We start from the raw sequence: 20,892 nt of genomic DNA, 5'->3' as shown, positions 1-20,892 counted from the left end.
GTCCTCCTCGACAACTTGTTCGCTCGACGTGATCATAGGCATTTCTATGAAAAAATCATAGCGGGCTCTATGAAGATGTGAAATCATCTACGCCATGGCCGAAGCGGACAGCACCGGGCGGCGCGCCAACCGCCGCGGTGCGGCAACCCGCGACAGCATGCTCGAAGCGGCGCTGGAAGCGCTGGCCTCCGGCGATCCCGCCGCAGTCTCCGCCAATCGCATCGCCAAGCAGATCGGCGCGACGTGGGGCACGGTGCAGTATCAATTCGGCGATACCGACGGGTTCTGGGCAGCGGTGCTGCACCATACGGCCGAACGGCGAGCACACGTCCTGTTCGGCATCGACAGCGCTGACGCGACCCTGCACAAGCGGGTCTCGCAGATCATCGAGACCCTCTACCAGGGCCTGACTGCCACCGATTCCCGCGCGATCGAGAATCTGCGTGCCGCGTTACCGCGCGACCCCGCCGAACTCGATCGGCTCTACCCGAGCACCGCCGCCGAACTGCGCTCCTGGGGGCAGGGCTGGCTGGAAACGTGCCAGAAAGCGTTCGCCGACCTCGACGTCGACCCGCAACGGATCCAGGAAGTGGCCTCGTTCATCCCGGGCGCGATGCGCGGACTTACCTCGGAAAAGCAGCTGGGTACTTACGCGGACCTCGACGAGGCCCGCCGTGGACTGACCAACGCCATCGTCGCGTATCTGGACCATTCACGCGCCGACAGGGGTGCGCCCGGCTCTCCTAGGCGGTCGCGACGGCGGGGCGCACGATGATCCCGCTGGACGCAACCGCCGCCGATTCGGACCTCGCCGGTTTGATCGGGCTGCCGTTCGACGACTCCGACGACGTGATCCGGGCGGCGATCGCCGAGGCCAGTGTGCCCGCGTTGTTGATGTCGATGGTGCATATGACCGGTGACATGGACCTGCTCAAGGCGCTGCCGGGGCCCTTCATGCTGATCGCGATGGACCTGCAGGGCGGCATGAGCGAGGCCGACAAGGAGGCAGTGCGCCAGCGGGCCCTCGATGTGGTGCGCGATTACCGCGACCGCGGCTGCCCGCCGCCGTTCGTCCCAGACGAACACCAGTTGCGGGAGATGCTGGACGTCATCAGCGCAGGGCAGGTGACCGACGAATACGTCGACTACATCGCCGCCGACCTACGCCTGTCCGACGCCGACCAGAACGGGCCGGTGCTCAGGTCGACGCCGCAACAGCGCGCAACCTTTCCCGTCGTCGTGATCGGCGCCGGTGAGGCCGGGCTGCTCGCCGGGATCAAGCTCAAGCGCGCAGGCATCCCGTTCACGATCATCGAGAAGCAGTCGGGGGTGGGTGGCACCTGGCTGGCCAATCGCTATCCGGGCTGCCGCGTGGACATCGCCAACCACTACTACGCGTACTCGTTCGAGCCGACCGACCACTGGTCGCATTTCTACTCCGAGCAGCCCGAAATTCTGGAATACCTCAACGACGTGATGGATCGCCGCGACATCGGCCGGCACGTCCGCTTCGCCACCGCGGTCGTCGGTGCGACGTGGGACGATGCGGCGGCCAGCTGGCGGATTGAGACCCGCGGGGCAGACGGGAGCACCGACACGTTGGCCTCCCGCGCCATCATCTGCGCGGTTGGTCAGTTCAGTAATGCGGTCATCCCGGACATCAAGGGCGGCAACCACTTCGACGGCCCCGCGTTTCACACCGCAGACTGGGACGACACGGTCGACCTGACCGGCAAGCGCGTCGCGGTGATCGGCGCGGGCGCCAGCGGGTTCCAGCTGGTGCCTGCCATCGCGCCGATCACCGAGCGGGTCGACGTCTACCAGCGGACCGCCCAATGGATGGCACCCAACGTCAACTACCACGCGGCCATCGGCGACGGTGCCAAGTGGGCGGTGCGCCACCTGCCTTACTACGGACGCTGGCTGCGGTTCGTGTTGTGGTGGCCGATCGCCGACGGTGCCGCCGACCGGGTGATCATCGATCCCGACTGGGATACCGGCGGACTGTCGGTCAGTCGGGCCAACCACGAAATACGGGAACTCTTCATCGCATGGATGCGTGCCTTCACCGACGACGAGGAGCTGCTGACGAAGGTCACGCCGAACTATCCCCCGTTGGGCAAACGCACGCTGCAGGACAACGGCACGTGGCTGACGACTCTGCAGCGCGACGACGTGGAACTGATCCGCGACGAGATCGTCGAGATCACCTGCGACGGTGTCACCACCGTCGACGGGATGCACCGGCCCGCCGACGTGCTGATCTGGGCCACCGGTTTCGACGTCAACCACCAGCTCGGCCCGATCAACGTCCGGGGCCTGGCTGGTCAGGAGCTCAACCAGGCCTGGGGGGACTCCGGCTATGCGTATCTCGGCATCACGGTTCCCGGCTTCCCGAATTTCTACTGCATGTACGGGCCGGGCACCAATGCCGTCAACGGCGCCAGCATCATCTACAACTCCGAGTGCCAAATGCGCTACATCCTGGGGTGCATCGACATGGTGCTATCCGAGGAGGTCGGATCGGCGACGGTTCGCGCGGAAGTGTGCGACGACTACAACCTGCGCAGCCAGGAACAACTGAAGACCATGGTGTACTCGCATCCGACGGTCACCAGTTACTACAAGAACAGCTCCGGCGATCTACCGACGCTGTACGCCTGGCGCATCGTCGACTACTGGAAATGGACGAACCGTCCGAACCCGGACGACTACGAACTACGACCCTGAACCCATCGAACCTACGGAAGGAATCCAAATGGCAGAACGGTTGGCCGGCAAGGTCGCATTGGTCAGCGGGGGCGCCCGCGGGATGGGCGCATCGCATGTGCGGGCGATGGTCGCCGAAGGGGCCAAGGTGGTGTTCGGCGACATCCTCGACGACGAGGGCAAGGCGGTGGCCGCCGAACTCGGTAACGCGGTTCGATACGTCCACCTCGACGTCACGCAGCCCGACCAGTGGGCGTCGGCGGTGGCCACCGCCATCGACGAGTTCGGCGGTCTACACGTGCTGGTCAACAACGCCGGCATTCTCAACGTCGGCCTGATCGAGGACTACGACCTGACCGAATGGCAGCGGATCCTCGATATCAACCTGACCGGTGTGTTCTTGGGCATCCGCGCCGTCGTGAAACCCATGAAGGACGCCGGCCGCGGCTCCATCATCAAAATTTCCTCGATCGAGGGTCTGGCCGGCACCATCGGCTGCCACGGCTACACCGCCAGCAAGTTCGCCGTCCGCGGCCTGACGAAGTCGACGGCTCTGGAGTTGGGGCCCAGCGGAATTCGGGTGAACTCGATTCATCCCGGTCTCATCAAGACGCCGATGACCGAATGGGTTCCGGACGACATCTTCCAGACGGCACTGGGCCGGGCCGCCGAACCGAAGGAAGTCTCCAGCCTCGTCGTCTACCTGGCCAGCGACGAGTCGAGCTACTCCACCGGCTCGGAGTTCGTCGTCGACGGCGGGACCGTGGCCGGGTTGGGGCATAAGGACTTCAGCGCCATCGATGTCAATGAGCAGCCGGAGTGGGTTACCTAGACGTGGCAGCGGGAATTTACGCCTGACCAGCAAGAAAGCTACTTGCGGGTAACTCCGGACCCTACCCGGCGGTAAGAATTGCCACGATTTTCCGAATCGTGACTCAAAGATTCCTTAATGGTGACCCATACGCTCAGAGGCATGTGGATCGACGACACCAGTGCCGATGTCATCAAGGTTGACTTCGAGGCGCTCTACCACGGCGATGTCCTGGTAGAGGGTGACACCTCGGAGCAGCTGGACGACGGCCACCCGCTGCCCACCGCGGTCTGAGCCAACGCGCTCGGATGAGCGCGCTGACGCATCAGACAGTTTGCCCAGTACGGGCGCCTCGTTGATCCTTCATTGATGTAATTACCGCCAATTTTCAGGCGGGAACCTTCTCCTCCGCCGCCGGCTCGACCATGTCGCCGAGCCGGCCGGTGATTAGCTCCTCGGCCTCGTCCACGATGCGCGCGACAAGATCGCCGACGGTCGGGATGTCGTTGATCAAACCCATCGCGGTGCCGACCGACCAGATACCGGCTTCCATGTCGCCGTCGTCGAAGACCTTGCGGCCGCGCACACCGGCGACCAGATCCTTGATATCGCCGAAGTCGCCGCCGCGGTTGAGGATGTCGACCACTTCACGCGACACCGTGTTGCTTGCGACACGCGCGGTGTTGCGAAGCGTGCGGAAGATCAATTCGGTGCCGCGCTCGTCGCCGGCGACGATGGCTTCCTTGACGTTCTGGTGGATACACGACTCCACCGTGCACATGAACCGTGAGCCCATGTTGATGCCGTCGGCACCCAGCGCCAGCGCCGCCACCAGACCACGGGCGTCGGCGAAGCCGCCGGAGGCGATCATCGGGATGTCGATCTTGGCGGCCGCGGCGGGGATCAGGATCAGGCCGGGGATGTCGTCCTCGCCGGGATGTCCCGCGCACTCGAAGCCGTCGATGCTGATGCCGTCGACGCCGAGACTCTGCGCCTTGACCGCGTGCCGCACCGAGGTGCACTTGTGCAGCACCTTTATCCCGTTCTCGTGGAACATCGGCAGATGCGGCGCCGGGTTGGATCCTGCGGTCTCGACGATCTTGATGCCCGCCTCGACGATCACCCGCCGGTATTCGTCATACGGCGGCGGGTTGATGGTCGGCAGAATCGTCAGATTCACCCCGAACGGCTTGTCGGTCAGCTCGCGGGTCTTCGCGATCTCGCGGGCCAGATCCGCCGGAGTCGGCTGGGTCAGCGCGGTAAGGAAACCCAGCGCACCCGAGTTCGCCACCGCCGCAACAAGTTCCGCGCGGCCCACCCACTGCATGCCGCCCTGCACGACGGGGTGCTCGACCCCGAACGTCTCGGTGAACTTCGTCGTCAGGCTCATCGCGGCGCCATCCGGATCGCACCGTCGAGGCGGATGACCTCGCCGTTGAGCATCGGGTTCTCCACGATGTGCACGGCCAGCGCGCCGTACTCGTCCGGCTTGCCCAATCGACTCGGGTGCGGCACCTGCTTGCCGAGCGACTCCTTGGCCGGCTCCGGCAGCCCCGCCAGCAGCGGCGTGTCGAACAGGCCGGGCGCGATGGTCACCACCCGGATCAGGTCGCGGGACAGATCGCGGGCGATCGGCAGCGTCATGCCGACCACGCCGCCCTTGGATGCGGAATAGGCGGCCTGCCCGATCTGGCCGTCGAACGCCGCGACCGAGGCGGTGTTGACGATGACGCCGCGCTCTGGGCTGTCTGGGCTACCGATGGGTTCGGTCTTGGCGATGCGCTCGGCGCCGAGCCGGATCACGTTGAACGTGCCGATCAGGTTGATCTCGACGACCTTGCGGAACGCGTCGAGCGGGAACGGGCCGTCCTTGCCCAGGGTCTTGACCGCGTTGCCGGTGCCCGCGCAGTTGATCACTATGCGCAGCGGGCCCAGTGCCTCGGCGGCGTCGAGTGCGGCGGTCACCGCGGCCTCATCGGTGACGTCGGTCTGCGCGAAGGTGGCGCGGTCGCCGAGTTCGGCCGGGAGTTGGTCGATGGCCTCCTTGCCCCTGATGTCCAGCACGACCACCTGCGCGCCGGCGTCCAGCAGTCGCCTGGTGGTGGCCAGACCGAGACCGGAGGCTCCCCCGGTGACGACGGCTACGGCGTCTTTGATCTCCACTGATGCTTTCCCTTTCTATTTCCAGTCGCGAAGAACGGTTTCGATGTCCGTCCCGGGCTCGCCCAACGGCTTGGGTGTGGACGGCACGCTGCGGGAGAACCGCGGCGCCGGTGCCGGCAGCAGCACGTCGCCATCCAGGTAGAAGGTGTCGCGCTCGGTGACGTGAGGTTCCGTCTCCACCTCGCCGAACGCCAGTACCGGGGTCGCGCAGGCGTCGCTGTCGGCGAACACCTTGGCCCAGTGGTCGCGATCGGCCGAACCGAACACCTCGGTGAACCGGGCCCGCAGTTCGGGCCAGCGGCCGACGTCCTGCTGGGCGGGCAGGTCTTCACCGTCGAGGCCGAGTCCTTTCAGCAGCTCCGCATAGAACTGCGGCTCGATCGCACCCACCGCCATGTACCGGCCGTCCGCGCACTCATAGGTGTCGTAGTACGGGGCACCGCTGTCGAGCATGTTTTTGCCGCGCTCGTCGGACCACAGGCCGCCGGCCCGCATTCCCCACATCATCGCCATCAACACGCTGGAGCCGTCGATCATCGCGGCGTCGACCACCTGGCCCTTGCCGGAGCTCTGCCGCTCCCAGATCGCCGCCAGAATGCCGACGATCAGAAACATCGAGCCGCCGCCGAAGTCGCCGGTCAGATTCAACGGCGGCACCGGGCGGCCACCGGCGTGGCCGATGGAGTGCAGCAGGCCGTTGAGTGAGATGTAGTTGATGTCGTGGCCGGCCTGCTGGCTGCGCGGGCCGGTTTGGCCCCAGCCCGTCATCCGTGCGTAGACCAGCCCGTCGTTGACCTTCGCGCAGTCCGCGGGTCCGAGGCCCAGCCGCTCGGTGACGCCCGGCCGGTAGCCCTCGATCAGCACGTCGGCCTTGGCGATCAGTTGCAGCACCTGATCGCGGCCTTCGTCGGTCTTCAGGTTGGCCGCGACGGCTCGCCGGTTGCGATTCATGGCTTCGTGGCTGCCCTTCGGCACTCCCCCCGTCCCGCCCGGGCGTTCGACGCGGACCACGTCGGCGCCGAGGTCGGCCAGGATCATCGCGGCATGCGGGCCGGGACCGATGCCGGCCAGTTCGACGACTCGCAATCGCTGCAGTGGTCCCGCCATGAGAAACCGCCTCCCGTAGTTGACCGCGACATAGCTTACTTGTATAACCATGTGAAACCAGTCGCGGCCCCTTTGGCCAGCCCGATTTAAGGTTCACCCATGACAACTGTCGGTTCCAGCACCGGTGCGTATGTGAGTGTGGACGGCCTGCTGGTCGCCCTCGCCGACGGCGTGCTGTCGCTGACGTTGAACCGGCCGGACAGCCTGAACTCGCTGACCGCGACGATGTTCAACGGCATCGCGGACGCGTTGGACCGGGCGGCCACCGATCCGGAAGTCAAGGTGGTGCGCATCGCCGGTGCGGGTCGCGGATTCAGCTCCGGTGCCGGTATCAGCGCCGAGGATCAGCGAGCCAAGGCGGGCGGCCTGTCGGTACTGGACGCGGCCAACCGCGCGGTGCGGTCGGTCGTGGCGCTGCCCCGCCCGGTTGTCGCCGTCGTGCAGGGAGCCGCGGCGGGTGTGGGGGCATCGCTCGCCCTGGCGTGCGATGTCGTGCTGGCGTCGGAGAACGCGTATTTCATGCTCGCCTTCACCAAGATTGGGTTGATGCCCGACGGCGGGGCGTCGGCTCTCGTCGCCGCCGCAATCGGTCGAATCCGCGCCATGCGGATGGCTTTGTTGGCCGAGCGAATTCCTGCGGACGAGGCGTTGCGCGCCGGCCTGGTGACGGCGGTCTATCCGGCCGACGACCTTGACGCCGAGGTGGACAAGGCCATCGCCACGCTGGTTCGCGGACCCGCTGTGGCGATGGCGAAGACGAAGGAAGCCGTCAACGCCACCACACTGACCGAACTCGAGGCGGCGCTGGAGCGCGAAAAGGCCGGCCAGCGATCGCTCTTGAAGGGCACCGACTACCGCGAGGGCATCAAGGCCTTCCAGGAGCGTCGCACGGCCAACTTCACCGACTCCTGAACGGGAGCTTGTCCAAAAATCGTTGGACGCAGCCCGACCCGGTCGGCGACCATCGTTCGGTGAGTACGCAATTCGATCTTGAGCAGCCGGTGGCCACCGGTGGCTGGCGCGTGCTCGCACCGTTCCAATTCCGCGAGTACCGCCTGCTGATCGCGGCGGTGTCGATCTCGATCTTCGCCACCGGCATGTGGGCGGTGGTGATGGCACTTCAGGTCATCGCCATCAACAACGACCCCGCCGCGCTGTCGCTGGTCGCCGCCTGCCTGGGTGTCGGAATGGTGGCGTTCCTGTTGGTCGGCGGCATCGCGGCGGACCGGTACCCACAGCGCACGATCATCATCGTCGTCGAGGCGGTCAACTTCGTCGCGGTATCGGCCGTGGCGGCCCTCGGCCTCACCGGCTCGTTGCAGTTGTGGCACATGGCCGTCGCCGCCTCATGCCTTGGCGTCGCCGCGGCGTTCTTCTTCCCGGCCTACAGCGCATACCTGCCACGCATCCTGCCGGCCGAACAGCTGTTGGCGGCCAACGGGATCGAGGGCGTGGTCCGTCCGACGCTGCAGCAGGCGATTGGACCGGCGATCGCGGGCGTGCTTGTCGGCACCACCTTCCCGACGCTGGGTGCGGTCGCCGTCGCGGTGCTGTACGGCACCGGGCTGGCGCTGCTCGTCGCGACGCGGCCGGTGTCGCGGCCGTTCTTGCGTGATGAAACACGCGAGCAGCCGCATGTGCTCGCCGACCTGCGGGACGGCTTCCTGTTCATGCTGCACACCCCGTGGCTGCTGGCCACACTGCTGTTCGCCAGCGGATTCGTATTGGTGGTGATCGGGCCGATCGAGGTGCTGCTGCCGTTCATCACCGCCGCCAGATTCGAAGAGGGCGAGCGGATATACGGTTTCATTCTGGCCGCGTACGGAATCGGCGGGGCGCTAGGCGCACTGGCGGTGTCATCGGGACGGCTTCCGCGGCGCTACCTGACGGTGATGATGCTCTGCTGGGGGCTGGGCAATCTGCCCCTGGTGGTGCTGGGCTATTCGTCATCGTTTCCGTGGATGGCCGCCGCCGCCTTCGTCGTCGGCTTGACCGACAGTGCGGGCATGGTCATCTGGGGCACGCTGTTGCAGCGGCGGGTGCCGCCGGAGATGCTGGGCCGGGTGTCGAGCCTGGACTTCTTTGTGTCCCTGGCGTTCATGCCGGTGTCAATGGCGGTGGCCGGCCCGCTGTCCAAGGTCATCTCGGTCGAGACGATCTTCCTGGCCGCGGCGGTGGTTCCGGTCGTGCTGGCGGTGATCGCGTTCGTCGCCGCACGGATGGGGCGTGACGAACTGGCGCACCCGTTGCGCTAGACGCCGACCGACGGCAGCGCGGCGTCGTCAGACGCCGAAAACTGGCGGAAGCACGAGCACCATGATCAGCCCCCACACCATGTGGGTGAGGATCGGTGCCAGCACTCCGCCGGTGGCCCGACGCTCAAACGCACACACGGAGCCGAGCACCAACGCGGCGAACGCCAGCATCGGGTTGCGGGTGGCGACGAATATCGCGGCCGTGTAGATGATCGTGGAAACGATTGCGGGGTAGTGTTTTTCCAGCGCCGTGTACAGTGCGCCACGGAAGAACACTTCCTCCGCAACCCCGTTGATCAGGATGCTGAACACGATCAGCGCCAAGTTCTCCTGGTTCGCGAATTCGAGGACGCGGGTGACATGACCGGAGAGCGCCGGGATTTCGCGGGCGATCAGCCCCCCGAGCGCGAAGACGGCGCCGACCACCAAGCCGACCACTGTCCCGGTGATCACCGGGCGTTGATTGCGTCCCCGGAAGCGCACGCCACCGAGGTGCAGCGGCCCCGACGCGAGCGCACCCACGATCCAGACCGCCGCAAGGACGAGGGTAAGCCAGTAGAAGGACACGTCACCGGGCTCCAGCGCCAGCGAATATCCCAGTAGCGCAGCGCCTATCACCAGCACGATCGCAACAGTGATGCGCCGGCGCAGCACCACCGCGGGCGGTTCGTGGTGCGGGACGGCGACCCTGGTGATGTTGTCTCTGACCTCGCGGAAGAACCCGGGATAGCTGGTGGCGGGTTGTGTCATGCCGGGCGCGCCTTCGGTGTGAGATTGATCAGGGTGTCTAGCCCGGTCCGCAGCGCCGCGGCGACGGGTCCTGGTACGGCATCGAGCAGCCCGAGGACGGGCCGGACTAACGGCGGCGTGACCGATCTCGCCAGTCGCTGAATGCGTAGCGTGTCGCCACCAGCCCAAGTGGGATCGCTGTCGGCCAGATGGTGTGGATCGGTGAGTTCGTTGACGGGTGGTGGCCGCCCGTTGGACAGGGACCGTGCGATGGCGTCGTCGATCGCGACCAGGCCATCCGGCGGGTCGGGCAGCAGATCACGCAGGCCGTCAGCGGAGGCCATCATCGGATGGTCAAGCGACTCAATAAGATCGGCCGCGAGCCCAGCGGGTACCGGCAATGCGACCGCGGTGACCTTCGACACGACGCCGGTATCCACTCCACGGATCGGCACGCTAGCCCGCCACTTGCCCGTCGCGCGGCCATATGCCTGCAACAGGTCGCGATACGTCGTCGTCTCCTGGCCGAAGATGTCGTACGCGCCGGCCGGCACCTGGTCGGCGTCGGCCGCGGCGACGAGGTAGTAGAGCACGTCGCGGATCGATATCGGGTCCATCGAATTGTTCATCCACTCCGGCACCGGGAGCAGCAGGAAGCGATCGCCGACGTAGCGCAGCATCTCGAATGACGTCGATCCCGCCCCGATGATCATCGCCGCGCCCAGCCATACCACCTCGGGGCCGCCGTCGACACTCAGTGCAGCGGCAACCTCGGCCCGGCTGGTCAGGTGCTCGGACAGTTCGTGATCGTCGGGAACGAAGCCGCCCAGGTAGACGATGCGCCGCACTCCGCCGTCCTTGGCGGCCGCCGCGACGTTGGCCGCGGCCGCGTAGTCGGCGTCGCGGAAGTCGGGCTGGCCGATGCCGTGGACCAGGTAGTAGACGACGTCGACCGGCCCGGCCTCGCGGAATGCCGTCTTGGTCGCGGCCGGGTCGTGCGCGTCCAGCGCCACGCCGGTGACGTCGCTGTGCCAGCCGAATTTGGCCAGGCGGTCGGGATTGCGCGAGGCGGCCACGACGTCGTGGCCTCCGGAGAGCAGTTGGGCGATGAGTCGGGAACCGACGTAGCCGGTGGCGCCGGTGACCAAGATCCGCATTAGGTCCACCGTAACTATGTACCCACGCCGATCTAGTGAAAATCGGGGAAGGCGGCCGCAGGCTAACCCAGAGCGGCACGATGCAGGTCGACCAGGTGCTGGTACACCGCGGCGTTGTGGCGGTTGTTGGCGATCTCGGCGTCGCTGAGTTCGCGCCGCACCGCGCCGGGCACGCCGGTCACCAGCGACCGCGGCGGCACCAGACCGGCGTTGTGGCCGACGCTGACGCCTGCGCCGACGCTGACCGGAAACTCCGAATCGACGTGAATGGTGACGCCGTCCTGGATATTGGTGCCGAACCCGATGTCGATGGGTTCGGCCTCGGCGCGCAACGTCGCGCCGTACCAGACGCTTGCCCTGGCGGCGATGCTGACCTGACCGATCACATTCGCGCTGGGTGCGACCCAGGATTCGGCGTGCAACTGGGGCGTACGACCGCGCACGGACAGGATCAGCGGCTCAGGCATGCGCGACATCGAATGCACTGGTTTTTCGCCATATCGCGGCACCTCGATTTTGCTCTTCCTTGATCAATGCCTCTAACATGCCAAGCGACCTGACGAGCCGAGGAGCCGAATTGAAGACTCGCACCAGCAAGGCATTCGCCGCCACCGCGGGAATCGCCGCGATCGCGTCGTCGCTGCCACTCGCGATCAACGCATACGCCGATCCGCCGCCGGAGCCCGTACCGGTGGCCGAGGTCCCCGATCCGCAGGGTCCGGGCTGTGACGCCTTCAAGCAGTCGGTGCCCAACTTCAAGACCTTGAACAACATCCCGGTCGGGAAGGCGCTGGCTAGCATCCCCGACATCAGCACCTTCAACGCCGCGATCTCAGGAGGGTTCAATCCCGCGGTCAACACGGTGCCCATGCTCGAGAACGGGCCGTATGTGGTGTTCGCGCCGACGAACGAGGCGTTCGCCGAACTCCCGCCGCAGCAACTCGACGCCCTGAAGGCCGATCCGGCGGCGCTGACCAAGTTCGATAATTACCACGTCTTCCTCGGCCTGCTCGGCCCCGACGATGTGAAGGGTCAGCGACCCACGCAGGAGGGCACCGAGATCAAGGTGGAAGGCGAGGGTGGCGATATCAAGGTCAACGACACCGCAAAGGTGCTCTGCGGCGCCATCCAGGCCAGCAACGCGCGGATCTACCTGATCGACAAGGTGTTGGACCCGGCAGCCGGTCCGCAACCGATCACCCCGACGGGCACCAGCTCGACTACGACGACCACCACGACGACGACGTCGGAAACCGTTACCCCGGGCGCTGAGGCCCCAGCCGGCTAGCGCGATGGTCTACGTCGGTGCCGGTCTTGCCGGCCTGCTGGCGGTGGCCATCATCGTCGTCGGAATCTGCTACCTGGTCGCGCCCCTGGCCACCGCGGCTACGTTCGGGCTGCCAGGCCGGGCGTCGGAGTCGACCGTGGGGTGGCTACATGTCAAGGGAATCCGGGATGTCGTTCCCGGCCTACTGGGGCTTTATCTCCTCGCCACCCGGCAGTTCGACACGCTGGGCTGGGTCGTGCTGATCATCGCGCTCATTCCGATCGGTGACACGCTCATCGTGCTGGGGCATCAAGGTTCGAAGGGACGCGCGTACGGGATACATGCCGCCACCGCGGTGGCATTGGTCGTCGCCGCCTTGCTGCTTCTGCTCGGCTAGAGCCCGCGCCTGCCGGCTAGCCTTTCCTGCGCGAGCAGCTGAAGGGGGAGAGGAGCTGTTACCGCTGGGGTGTATTCGAGTGTGCTTTGGTGTGTTCTAGCAGAGCTTGTCGTACGTCGAAGATAGGTTGGCGGCATAACTTAATCCCCGTGACTGGCCGGGATATGCCAGTTGTGGTCCAGTCGGGGCCACGGCGCCGTTCGTCAGCAGTTCCAGCGGTAGCGCTGGAGACGGCGGGCCAGACCAGCCGATTACGCTGGCCTGGCGAGCCCGTGTAAGACCGACCCGCGCAAGCGGCGGCCGTGGGCGGTGAAGCCAGAACCCAAACCCCGCACGGGGACGCCGCGCGAGCGTGTCACTCAAACACACTCAACGGCAACGGTAAAGCGATCACGGCGGCGAAGCTGCACGCAGGGAAATCATCAGTAAGGTGGGGTCGCGTGAAAGCCCTCCGCCGGTTCACGGTCCGCGCGCATCTTCCCGAGCGATTGACCGCGCTGGAGCGGCTGTCGATCAACCTGCGCTGGTCCTGGGACAAGCCGACGCAAGACCTGTTCGCGGCCATCGATTCGGAGTTGTGGACGCAGGTGGGCTGCGATCCGGTGGCGCTGCTCGGGCAGATCAGTCCGAAGCGGCTGGACGAACTCGCCGTCGATGAATCGTTCCTGCAGCGCCTCGATGAGCTGGCCGCCGATCTGGACGACTACCTGACCAAGCCGCTGTGGTACCAGCAACAGGCCGACACCGGCGCGGAGTTGCCCAACGGCATCGCGTACTTCTCGATGGAGTTCGGCGTCGCCGAGGTGCTGCCGAACTACTCCGGCGGCCTGGGGATTCTCGCCGGTGACCATTTGAAGTCGGCATCGGATCTGGGACTGCCGCTGATCGCGGTCGGCCTGTTATACCGGTCGGGGTACTTCCGGCAGTCGTTGACCGCCGCCGGCTGGCAACACGAGAACTATCCGTCGCTGGATCCACAGGGTCTGCCACTGCGGTTGCTGACCGACAACGACGACAACCCGGTGCTGGTCGAATTGGCCATGCCGGACTCCAACCAATTGCGGGCGCACGTTTGGATCGCCCAGGTCGGTCGAATTCCGTTGCTGCTGTTGGATGCCGACATCCCCGCGAACGAGCATGATCTGCGCAGCGTCACCGACCGGCTGTACGGCGGGGATCAGGCACACCGGATCAAGCAGGAGATCCTGGCCGGCATCGGCGGGGTGCGGGCGATCCGGGCATTCACCGCCATCGAGGATCTGCCGACGCCCGAGGTGTTCCACATGAACGAGGGTCATGCCGGATTTCTCGGCGTCGAGCGGATTCGGGAGCTGATCGACTCCGGGCTGGATTTCGACACCGCACTGACCGTGGTGCGGTCATCCACCGTTTTCACCACGCATACGCCGGTGGCTGCCGGTATCGACCGATTCCCGGTGGAGATGGTGAAGCGCTACTTCGGTAGTCCGGATGGCAGTCCGTCCGGCGCCGACTCACGGCTGCTGCCGGGCGTACCGCTGGACCGAGTGATCGCATTCGGGGCGGAGGACGACCCGTCGAAGTTCAACATGGCGCACATGGGCCTGCGGTTGGCACAGCGTGCCAACGGGGTGTCGCTGCTGCACGGCCGGGTCAGCCGCGCGATGTTCAACGAGTTGTGGCCGGGATTCGATTCCAGCGAGGTGCCGATCGGCTCGATCACCAATGGGGTACACGCGCCGACCTGGGCGGCGCCGCAGTGGCTGGAGCTGGGACGCGAACTGATCGGCGCGGACTCACCCAGCGAGCCCGCCGTCTGGCAGCGCTTACAGCAGGTCGATCCCGGGCATCTGTGGTGGATCCGTTCGCAACTTCGTGAGCTGCTGGTCTCCGATGTCCGGGCGCGGCTGCGTCGGTCGTGGCTGGAACGTGGCACCGCTGGTGCCGAACTAGGTTGGATTGCAACGGCTTTCGATCCGGACGTGCTGACGATCGGATTCGCGCGACGGGTTCCGACGTATAAGCGGCTGACGCTGATGCTGCGCGATCCGGACCGGTTGTCCAAGCTGCTGCTGGACGAGAAGCGGCCCATCCAATTGATCGTCGCTGGCAAGTCGCACCCTGCCGACGAGGGCGGTAAGGCACTGATCCAGCAGGTTGTGCGGTTCGCCGACCAGCCGGAGGTACGCCATCGCATCGCGTTTCTGCCCGACTACGACATGTCGATGGCCCGCCAACTGTATTGGGGCTGCGACGTGTGGCTGAACAACCCGCTGCGCCCGCTGGAGGCGTGTGGCACGTCGGGAATGAAGAGCGCGCTCAACGGCGGGCTGAACCTGTCCATCCGTGACGGCTGGTGGGACGAGTGGTACGACGGCGAGAATGGTTGGGAGATACCGACCGCCGACGGGCTGACCGACGAGGGCCGACGCGACGATCTGGAGGCCGCCGCGCTCTACGATCTGCTCGAGCAGTCGGTGGCGCCGAAGTTCTACGACCGAGACGGGCAGGGCATGCCGATGCGGTGGGTCGAGATGGTCCGCCACACGCTGCAGGTGCTTGGGCCGAAGGTGCTGGCGTCGCGGATGGTGCGCGACTACACCGAGAAGTACTACGCGCCGGCGGCGCAGTCGCTACGCAAGACCGTCCAGCCCAGCGAAGAGGGTGGGGTGCCGTTCGGTGCCGCCTGGGAACTGGCCGCGTACCGGCAACGTGCACAGGAGGCGTGGCCGAAGATCCAGATCACCGACGTCGACAGCACCGGACTGCCCGACACCCCGCTGCTGGGCTCCGAACTCACGTTGTCGGCGACGGTGCAGCTAGCCGGCCTGCGGCCGGACGAGGTAGTCGTACAGGCGGTGTTGGGTCGGGTCGACGCCAGCGACTCGCTGATCGATCCGGTGACGGTGCCGATGCCGCATACCGGAACGGCCGACGGCGGAAACGAGATCTTCTCGACCACGGCGCCGCTTCCGGTGGCCGGGCCGGTCGGCTACACGGTGCGGGTGTTGCCGCATCATCCGCTGCTGGCCGCCGAGACCGAGCTCGGGCTGGTCACGCTCGCCTGACCGCGAGGCACTACGTGGGAACCGCCGGTCGGGCAATACCTAGACGATGTAAGTTCCTCCTGTGATGCCTGCCATAGCCGGGACGGCGCGGCGGGTGAACCGCGTCGAGAGAGGCTGTCCCGTGCTGTTTCGAATCCTCGCGCCGTTGGCCACTGTGGTGGCGGCGTGCACCCTGACCATTCCGTTGGCGTCGGCCGATCCGGTCACCGAGCCGGCCGATCCGGCCGTCGAGCCGGTCGTCGCCGACGCACCGCCGCCACCGGCGCCGGAGGGCCTGGTGGAATCGTCGCCGCCGGCCATCGTCACGTCCCCGGACGGCTGGACGCTGACGGTGTCGGCCAAGGACGAGACCCAAGTGGTGAGCAATCCGCTGACGACCGCCGTCTCCTCGCGCGAGTACATCGTCGGAGGCACCTTCAACGGCTCCCTCAGCGGTCCCGAGGAGGACGAACCGCCACACGGCACGCTCGAAGTGGGCTTCCAGATCGGCTGCGGCATCGACATGAGCACCTCCCAGGGCGTGACCATGAGCGGCTCGGTCGGGTTCACGCCGTCCATCGGCCTGGTGGAGGACACGATTTTTCCCGACGTGTTGTCCCCGATCGGCGGTGCCATCGCGGTTGGGCTCAAGCCCGGCCTGATCAACATCGTTCCGGTGTCGAAGAAGGAATTCACGGGCGCCGACCCGTGGGTGATGGTGACCGGCTTCCGCATCAAGATCGACGGCTGCGTCGGCGAGTCGTTCATCCGCTCGTACGCGTTCTTGACCAGGTCGACGGATGTCTCCGATGCAATCCTGGGCTACTACGGCGTGACCAAGAAGGTTTAACCGGTCACGGGAAGCGCTTGAAACAGCGCTCCTCGTCGCCGAGCACACCGGTGCGGAACGCGTCCATCCGCGAGAAGCCGGACGGCACCGTTTCGCCGTTGACGTCGCTGGCCGCCAACCCGTCGGTGAGCAGGCCGGAGACGGCCTCGTCGAGATCACCCGCGGTCAGCGCCACCGTGTTGCCGTCCGACGTGGTAACAGCCTTGGTCATCTTCGTCGTCGCGACGCCCGTCAGGCATGCGGTGCGCAGCGCGGCCTCGGCGTTGTCCAGCACCAGCCCACCGCGTTCGTGCTGAACGGCAAGCATGTAGCGGGATGCCAGCACCGAGTAGGCGGAGTTGTCCCCGGACACCAAGCCGCCGTTCTGCTCCTCGGATTGAGCGCCCTTCACCTCGAGCTCCGGCAGGTCGACCGCGATCGTGTTGGTGGCCGGGCAATACGACACCGGCGGGCTGGGACGGGCGTCCGGGCAGTCCGCCGCGGACTCCGCGTCGAGGCTCAGCCGCGGCGGGTTGGCCGGCGCGAACATGATCTCCAGCGCCTCGAAGACCGCCTGCACGGATTCCTCGCTGACCGGCCATTCGCCCGTCTGGTCCGTCTGCAGTTCCACCGGCAGGTCGCCGCGGCGCTGCCCGATCTCCCGGACATCGATCGCCGCGCACGACGCAGCCCCGTCGGTGAACCCGAACTGGAATGCGGTGATCCGCTCGAACGCCGAGCCGTGCTCGTCCTCGCCGGTGTCGTAGTCGTCCTCGCTCAGCACCGGGTCGCGGAACGAAATCTCTGCCGCCAGTAGCTTGTTGAGGCCCTCGCCGGTGCTGAGAGTGAAGCGCTGAGAATTGCCCTCGGCGACCCAGCGCATGTACACCCCGGCAAGACAATCGGCCTGCTGTTCGGCGACCAGCGTCGGCGTGCCCCTCTTGTTCAAATTCGCCTGGTGCACAATCGCATGGCCGTACTCGTGGGCGAGCACATTGGTGACGGCAATCTCACCGAAGTTGTCCCGTAGTGCCGGGAACAATTCGCCACGGTCCCAGCCGATGGTGTCGTCGAGCGGGCAGAACCCGGCGTTCACCAGGCCGTAGGTGTCGGACTCGCAGAAAGCTTGGTTGTCGAATCCGGTGGCGTCCCAAGAGATGAGCGCTTCGACAAGTGTGAATTCGCGGTCGAACGTCTCGGGGTAGGCGGTCTGCCAGAAGTCCTCGATGTCACTGATAGCGGCCGCGGCGAGTTCGTCGATCTCGCCGCCGTCGGTGTTCTCCACATCGCGAGAAGGCTCGCTGGCGTCGGGACGCAGCCCCGTCGGTCCGTCCACGGCCGGCATGCCCGCCACCCTGAAGGGATCGTCGAAGACCGAAACGGCCATGCCCTGCACGGTGGTGGAACAGGACGTGACGAGCAGCGCCGTGCAGGCCGCGATCGCGGCGCCCGCGAGGTGTCGTCGGCTCATCGGCGCCGCCTTTCTCCACATCAGTCGGCCGAAATCGGCGCCCTGGACATTCGCTTTCAGGATAGTGCGATGTCAGCGTCTGCGGCGTCGAGTCGTTCCAGTGACTGCCGGACCCGGACCGGGTCGGTGGTGGCCCAGAACGGCGGCAGCGATGCGCGCAGATAGCCGCCGTAGCGCGCGGTGGCCATTCGTGAGTCGAGCACCGCGACCACCCCGCGGTCGTCGGCGCGCCGCAACAGCCGGCCCGATCCCTGGGCGAGCAGCAGTGCGGCGTGACTGGCGGCCACGGCCATGAACCCGTTGCCACCACGGGCGGCGACCGCGCGCTGGCGCGCCGACAGCAGCGGATCGTCGGGCCGCGGGAACGGGATGCGATCGATCAACACCAGCGACAACGACGGGCCGGGCACGTCGACTCCCTGCCACAGCGACAAGGTGCCGAACAGGGACGTCGCCGCATCGTCGGCGAATTGCCGCACCAGGGCCGAGGTGGCGTCGTCGCCTTGGCATAACACCGGAGTGGACAGCCGCTCCCGCATGACCTCGGCGGCGGACCGTGCCGCCCGCATCGACGAAAACAGCCCCAAAGTGCGACCGCCGGCGGCGGTGACCAGCGCCTCGATCTCGTCGAGCTGCTCTGCGGAGCCGGTGCCGTCGCGCCCCGGCGGCGGCAGGTGCGCGGCGACGTAGAGAATGCCGGACTTGGCGTGCTCGAACGGCGATCCGACATCGATACCGCGCCAGCGCGGTGCTTCGCCGTCCCCACCGGTCAGCCCCCAGGCGGTGGCCATCGCGTCGAAGGTGCCGCCGACGGTCAGCGTGGCCGAGGTGAGCACCGCGGTGGATCGCTCAAATAGCCTGCCGCGCAACAAGCCTGCCACCGACAGCGGTGCCACCCGCATGACCGCACGAATGGATCCGCGGTTGTCCTCATGGTCGAGCCACACCACATCGGTGCGGTCCGGAATGTCCGGGACGAACGAGGCCACGATGCGGGATGCGGTATCGCTGATGTCGGTCAAAACCGTCATTGCTTCCGCACGTGCTGATGCCGCCTTGGGGTCGGTCGGTGTGGTGTCGATCGCCGACCGCGCCCTGCCGGCCGCGTCCCGCAGCGCGGTCAGATAGGTCGTCATCTCGTCGTCGAGGCGGTCGATGCGTCCCGGTATCGCGTCGTGAATCGCCGATGAGAACGTCGCCGTCGCGGCCTCCAGCCGTTGCGTGAGTTCGGGTTCGACGAGCCGGGCCACCCGTCGGTTGGCCGCACTCAGCGCCGCGGCCGACAGCTCGGCGGTGGCCACGCCGGTCACCCGGTCCACCAGCTCGTGCGCCTCGTCCACCACGAGCAGCCGGTGCTCGGGCAGCACCGCGGCGTCGGAGATGGCGTCAATGGCCAACAGCGCGTGATTGGTAACGACGACATCGGCGTGGCCCGCCACGTCCCGTGCCTTCTCCGCGAAGCAGTCGGTGCCGAACGGGCAGCGGGCCGCGCCGATACATTCCCGGGCTGACACGCTGACCTGCGCCCAGGACCGGTCCGGCACGCCCGGCGTCAGCTCGTCACGATCGCCGGTGTCGGTGGTCGAGGACCAGGCGGTGAGCCGCTGCACGTCGCGGCCGAGCGCGGTGGAGGCCACCGCGTCGAACAGCTCTTCCTGCGGCCGCTCATCGGGCTCGGTGGCCGAACCATTGTGAATCTTGTTCAGGCACAAGTAGTTTCCCCGCCCCTTCAGCAGGGCGAACTGCGGACGGCGCGGCAGGCCCTCGGTCAACGACTCGTCCAGCCGCGGCAAGTCCCGGTCGACGAGCTGGCGTTGCAGCGCGATGGTCGCGGTCGACACCACCACGGGTTCATCGGTGGCGACGGCCCGAGCGATCGCGGGCACCAAATACGCCAGCGACTTTCCGGTACCGGTGCCGGCCTGTACGGCCAGGTGTTCACCGGTGTCGAAGGCGTGGGCGACGGCCTCGGCCATTTCGACCTGGCCGCGGCGCTCGCTGCCGCCCAACGCGGCGACCGCGGTGGCCAGCAGTTCGGTGACCGGAGTTGCCTCGGGCGTGGCTCCTCCTATGCGTCTCGGCGGGCCGTGCCGGGTGGAACCATCCGGGTCGGGATGGCCGGATCGCCGCGGGAGAGTTTGAGGCCGTCCCACGGCAAACTGTGCAGTCCCGCCACCACCTTCTCGCGCGCCGCATCCAACCCGAGGTCCGCGACCGGCTCACCGTCTTTGACCAGCGGGACCGTCAACTCACGGGGAACGAGCGTCGAATGGTGTGCCGGATCGGCGGCAGGGTGGACGATCTCCTCGACGATGGTTCCCGACTCGTTGGCGAGCCGCGTCGCCCTCTTTCGTCCCCCGTGCGACTCCTTGTGCGCGCTGCGCTTCTCCACCGGCATGCCGTCCACCTCCACCAGTTTGTAGACCATGTTCGCGGTCGGGGCGCCGGAGCCGGTCACCACCGAGGTGCCGACGCCGTAGCTGTCGACCGGGTCGGCCCGCAGCGCGGCGATCGAGAACTCGTCGAGGTCACCTGACACCACGATTCGGGTCTTGTGCGCGCCCAGCGCGTCGAGTTGTCCGCGGACTTGCCGGGCCAGCACCCCTAGATCACCCGAATCGATGCGAACGGCTCCGAGTTCGGCGCCGGCAACCTCGACGGCGTTGGCAACTCCGGTGGTGATGTCGTAGGTGTCGACCAGCAGGGTGGTGCCGGCACCGAGCTCGTCGACCTGTGCCTGGAACGCCGCCTTTTCGTCGGGTCCAGTGGGTGAGGTGTACAGCAGCGTGAATGCATGGGCGCTGGTGCCCAGCGCCGGCACGCCGTAGCGGCGCTGGGCCTCGAGGTTGGACGAACCGGTGAAGCCGGCGAGGTAGGCGGCTCGGGCGGCGGCGACGGCGGCTTGCTCGTGGGTGCGCCGCGACCCCATCTCGATCAGCGGACGACCCTCGGCCGCGCCGACCATCCGCGC

Annotated in this window: 19 protein-coding genes; 10 read left to right on the top strand and 9 right to left on the bottom strand. The window is 66.8% G+C overall.

The window, feature by feature from the left end:
* Positions 1-94: 94 nt before the first annotated feature.
* The 4 genes from ACRDU5_RS20420 (at position 95) to ACRDU5_RS20405 (ending at position 3,814) form a co-directional block, all read left to right on the top strand.
* A complete protein-coding gene (locus tag ACRDU5_RS20420; protein ID WP_526616699.1) occupies positions 95-775 on the top strand; it encodes a TetR/AcrR family transcriptional regulator in 681 nt (226 codons plus the stop codon).
* Positions 772-2,730, top strand: a complete 1,959-nt coding sequence (locus tag ACRDU5_RS20415) for a flavin-containing monooxygenase (RefSeq protein ID WP_526616698.1) — start codon at positions 772-774, stop codon at positions 2,728-2,730. Before ACRDU5_RS20420 ends, ACRDU5_RS20415 begins: the two co-directional genes overlap by 4 nt.
* A gap of 28 nt (positions 2,731-2,758) precedes the next feature.
* Positions 2,759-3,541: an SDR family oxidoreductase gene (locus ACRDU5_RS20410; protein WP_526616696.1), complete on the top strand. Its 783-nt coding sequence runs from the start codon at positions 2,759-2,761 to the stop codon at positions 3,539-3,541.
* 141 nt (positions 3,542-3,682) lie between these two features.
* The gene (locus tag ACRDU5_RS20405) at positions 3,683-3,814 is read left to right on the top strand and encodes a hypothetical protein (protein WP_526616694.1); all 132 of its coding nucleotides are present in this window, start codon (positions 3,683-3,685) and stop codon (positions 3,812-3,814) included.
* 94 nt (positions 3,815-3,908) lie between these two features.
* Here the strand turns inward: ACRDU5_RS20405 and ACRDU5_RS20400 are convergent, their stop codons facing one another.
* Genes ACRDU5_RS20400 through ACRDU5_RS20390 form a run of 3 tightly spaced genes read right to left on the bottom strand, consistent with a single transcriptional unit; the run spans position 3,909 to position 6,790 of the window.
* Positions 3,909-4,910: an NAD(P)H-dependent flavin oxidoreductase gene (locus ACRDU5_RS20400; RefSeq protein ID WP_526616692.1), complete on the bottom strand. Its 1,002-nt coding sequence runs from the start codon at positions 4,908-4,910 to the stop codon at positions 3,909-3,911.
* Complete coding sequence (locus ACRDU5_RS20395) at positions 4,907-5,683, bottom strand: 3-hydroxyacyl-CoA dehydrogenase (protein ID WP_526616690.1); 777 nt, start codon at positions 5,681-5,683, stop codon at positions 4,907-4,909. The genes ACRDU5_RS20400 and ACRDU5_RS20395 overlap by 4 nt, the downstream gene beginning before the upstream one ends.
* A gap of 15 nt (positions 5,684-5,698) precedes the next feature.
* Positions 5,699-6,790, bottom strand: a complete 1,092-nt coding sequence (locus ACRDU5_RS20390) for a CaiB/BaiF CoA transferase family protein (RefSeq protein ID WP_526616688.1) — start codon at positions 6,788-6,790, stop codon at positions 5,699-5,701.
* A gap of 99 nt (positions 6,791-6,889) precedes the next feature.
* Here ACRDU5_RS20390 and ACRDU5_RS20385 point away from each other — a divergent pair, with 99 nt between their 5' ends.
* Positions 6,890-7,702 carry an enoyl-CoA hydratase/isomerase family protein gene (locus tag ACRDU5_RS20385; protein ID WP_526616686.1) on the top strand — a complete coding sequence of 271 codons (813 nt, stop codon included), beginning with the start codon at positions 6,890-6,892 and terminating at the stop codon, positions 7,700-7,702.
* A gap of 89 nt (positions 7,703-7,791) precedes the next feature.
* Positions 7,792-9,045, top strand: a complete 1,254-nt coding sequence (tet(V), locus tag ACRDU5_RS20380) for a tetracycline efflux MFS transporter Tet(V) (protein ID WP_526616711.1) — start codon at positions 7,792-7,794, stop codon at positions 9,043-9,045.
* A gap of 27 nt (positions 9,046-9,072) precedes the next feature.
* Here tet(V) and ACRDU5_RS20375 read toward each other — a convergent pair whose 3' ends face one another.
* The 3 genes from ACRDU5_RS20375 to ACRDU5_RS20365 form a co-directional block, all read right to left on the bottom strand.
* The gene (locus ACRDU5_RS20375) at positions 9,073-9,795 is read right to left on the bottom strand and encodes a CPBP family intramembrane glutamic endopeptidase (protein WP_526616684.1); all 723 of its coding nucleotides are present in this window, start codon (positions 9,793-9,795) and stop codon (positions 9,073-9,075) included.
* On the bottom strand, positions 9,792-10,931 hold the full coding sequence (locus ACRDU5_RS20370; RefSeq protein WP_526616682.1) for an NAD(P)H-binding protein: 1,140 nt from the start codon (positions 10,929-10,931) through the stop codon (positions 9,792-9,794). Before ACRDU5_RS20370 ends, ACRDU5_RS20375 begins: the two co-directional genes overlap by 4 nt.
* 62 nt (positions 10,932-10,993) lie before the next feature.
* The gene (locus tag ACRDU5_RS20365; protein ID WP_526616680.1) at positions 10,994-11,407 is read right to left on the bottom strand and encodes a gamma carbonic anhydrase family protein; all 414 of its coding nucleotides are present in this window, start codon (positions 11,405-11,407) and stop codon (positions 10,994-10,996) included.
* 101 nt (positions 11,408-11,508) lie between these two features.
* Here ACRDU5_RS20365 and ACRDU5_RS20360 point away from each other — a divergent pair, with 101 nt between their 5' ends.
* The 4 genes from ACRDU5_RS20360 to ACRDU5_RS20345 all read left to right on the top strand — a co-directional run bounded on the left by ACRDU5_RS20360 (position 11,509) and on the right by ACRDU5_RS20345 (position 16,471).
* Positions 11,509-12,219, top strand: coding sequence for a fasciclin domain-containing protein (locus ACRDU5_RS20360; protein ID WP_526616679.1), 711 nt, complete (start codon positions 11,509-11,511; stop codon positions 12,217-12,219).
* 4 nt (positions 12,220-12,223) lie between these two features.
* A complete protein-coding gene (locus ACRDU5_RS20355) occupies positions 12,224-12,595 on the top strand; it encodes a DUF4267 domain-containing protein (protein WP_526616678.1) in 372 nt (123 codons plus the stop codon).
* Positions 12,596-13,035: 440 nt separating this feature from the next.
* Entirely contained in the window at positions 13,036-15,642 is a 2,607-nt protein-coding gene (gene glgP / locus ACRDU5_RS20350) for an alpha-glucan family phosphorylase (RefSeq protein WP_526616677.1), read from the top strand.
* Positions 15,643-15,763: 121 nt separating this feature from the next.
* Positions 15,764-16,471, top strand: coding sequence for an MspA family porin (locus ACRDU5_RS20345; RefSeq protein WP_526616675.1), 708 nt, complete (start codon positions 15,764-15,766; stop codon positions 16,469-16,471).
* Positions 16,472-16,475: 4 nt separating this feature from the next.
* Here the strand turns inward: ACRDU5_RS20345 and ACRDU5_RS20340 are convergent, their stop codons facing one another.
* The 3 genes from ACRDU5_RS20340 to ACRDU5_RS20330 form a co-directional block, all read right to left on the bottom strand.
* A complete protein-coding gene (locus ACRDU5_RS20340; RefSeq protein ID WP_526616673.1) occupies positions 16,476-17,921 on the bottom strand; it encodes a neutral zinc metallopeptidase in 1,446 nt (481 codons plus the stop codon).
* 56 nt (positions 17,922-17,977) lie between these two features.
* Positions 17,978-19,993 (bottom strand): ATP-dependent DNA helicase, encoded by a 2,016-nt coding sequence (locus tag ACRDU5_RS20335; protein WP_526616709.1) that lies wholly within the window; start codon positions 19,991-19,993, stop codon positions 17,978-17,980.
* The coding region (locus ACRDU5_RS20330) for a nicotinate phosphoribosyltransferase (RefSeq protein WP_526616672.1) at positions 19,990-20,892 on the bottom strand (903 nt) is incomplete at its 5' end. The genes ACRDU5_RS20330 and ACRDU5_RS20335, both read right to left, overlap by 4 nt.

It is taken from the genome of Mycobacterium sp., assembly GCF_050701515.1.
GTDB lineage: Bacteria > Actinomycetota > Actinomycetes > Mycobacteriales > Mycobacteriaceae > Mycobacterium.
This window is presented reverse-complemented; position numbering and strand designations above follow the sequence as displayed.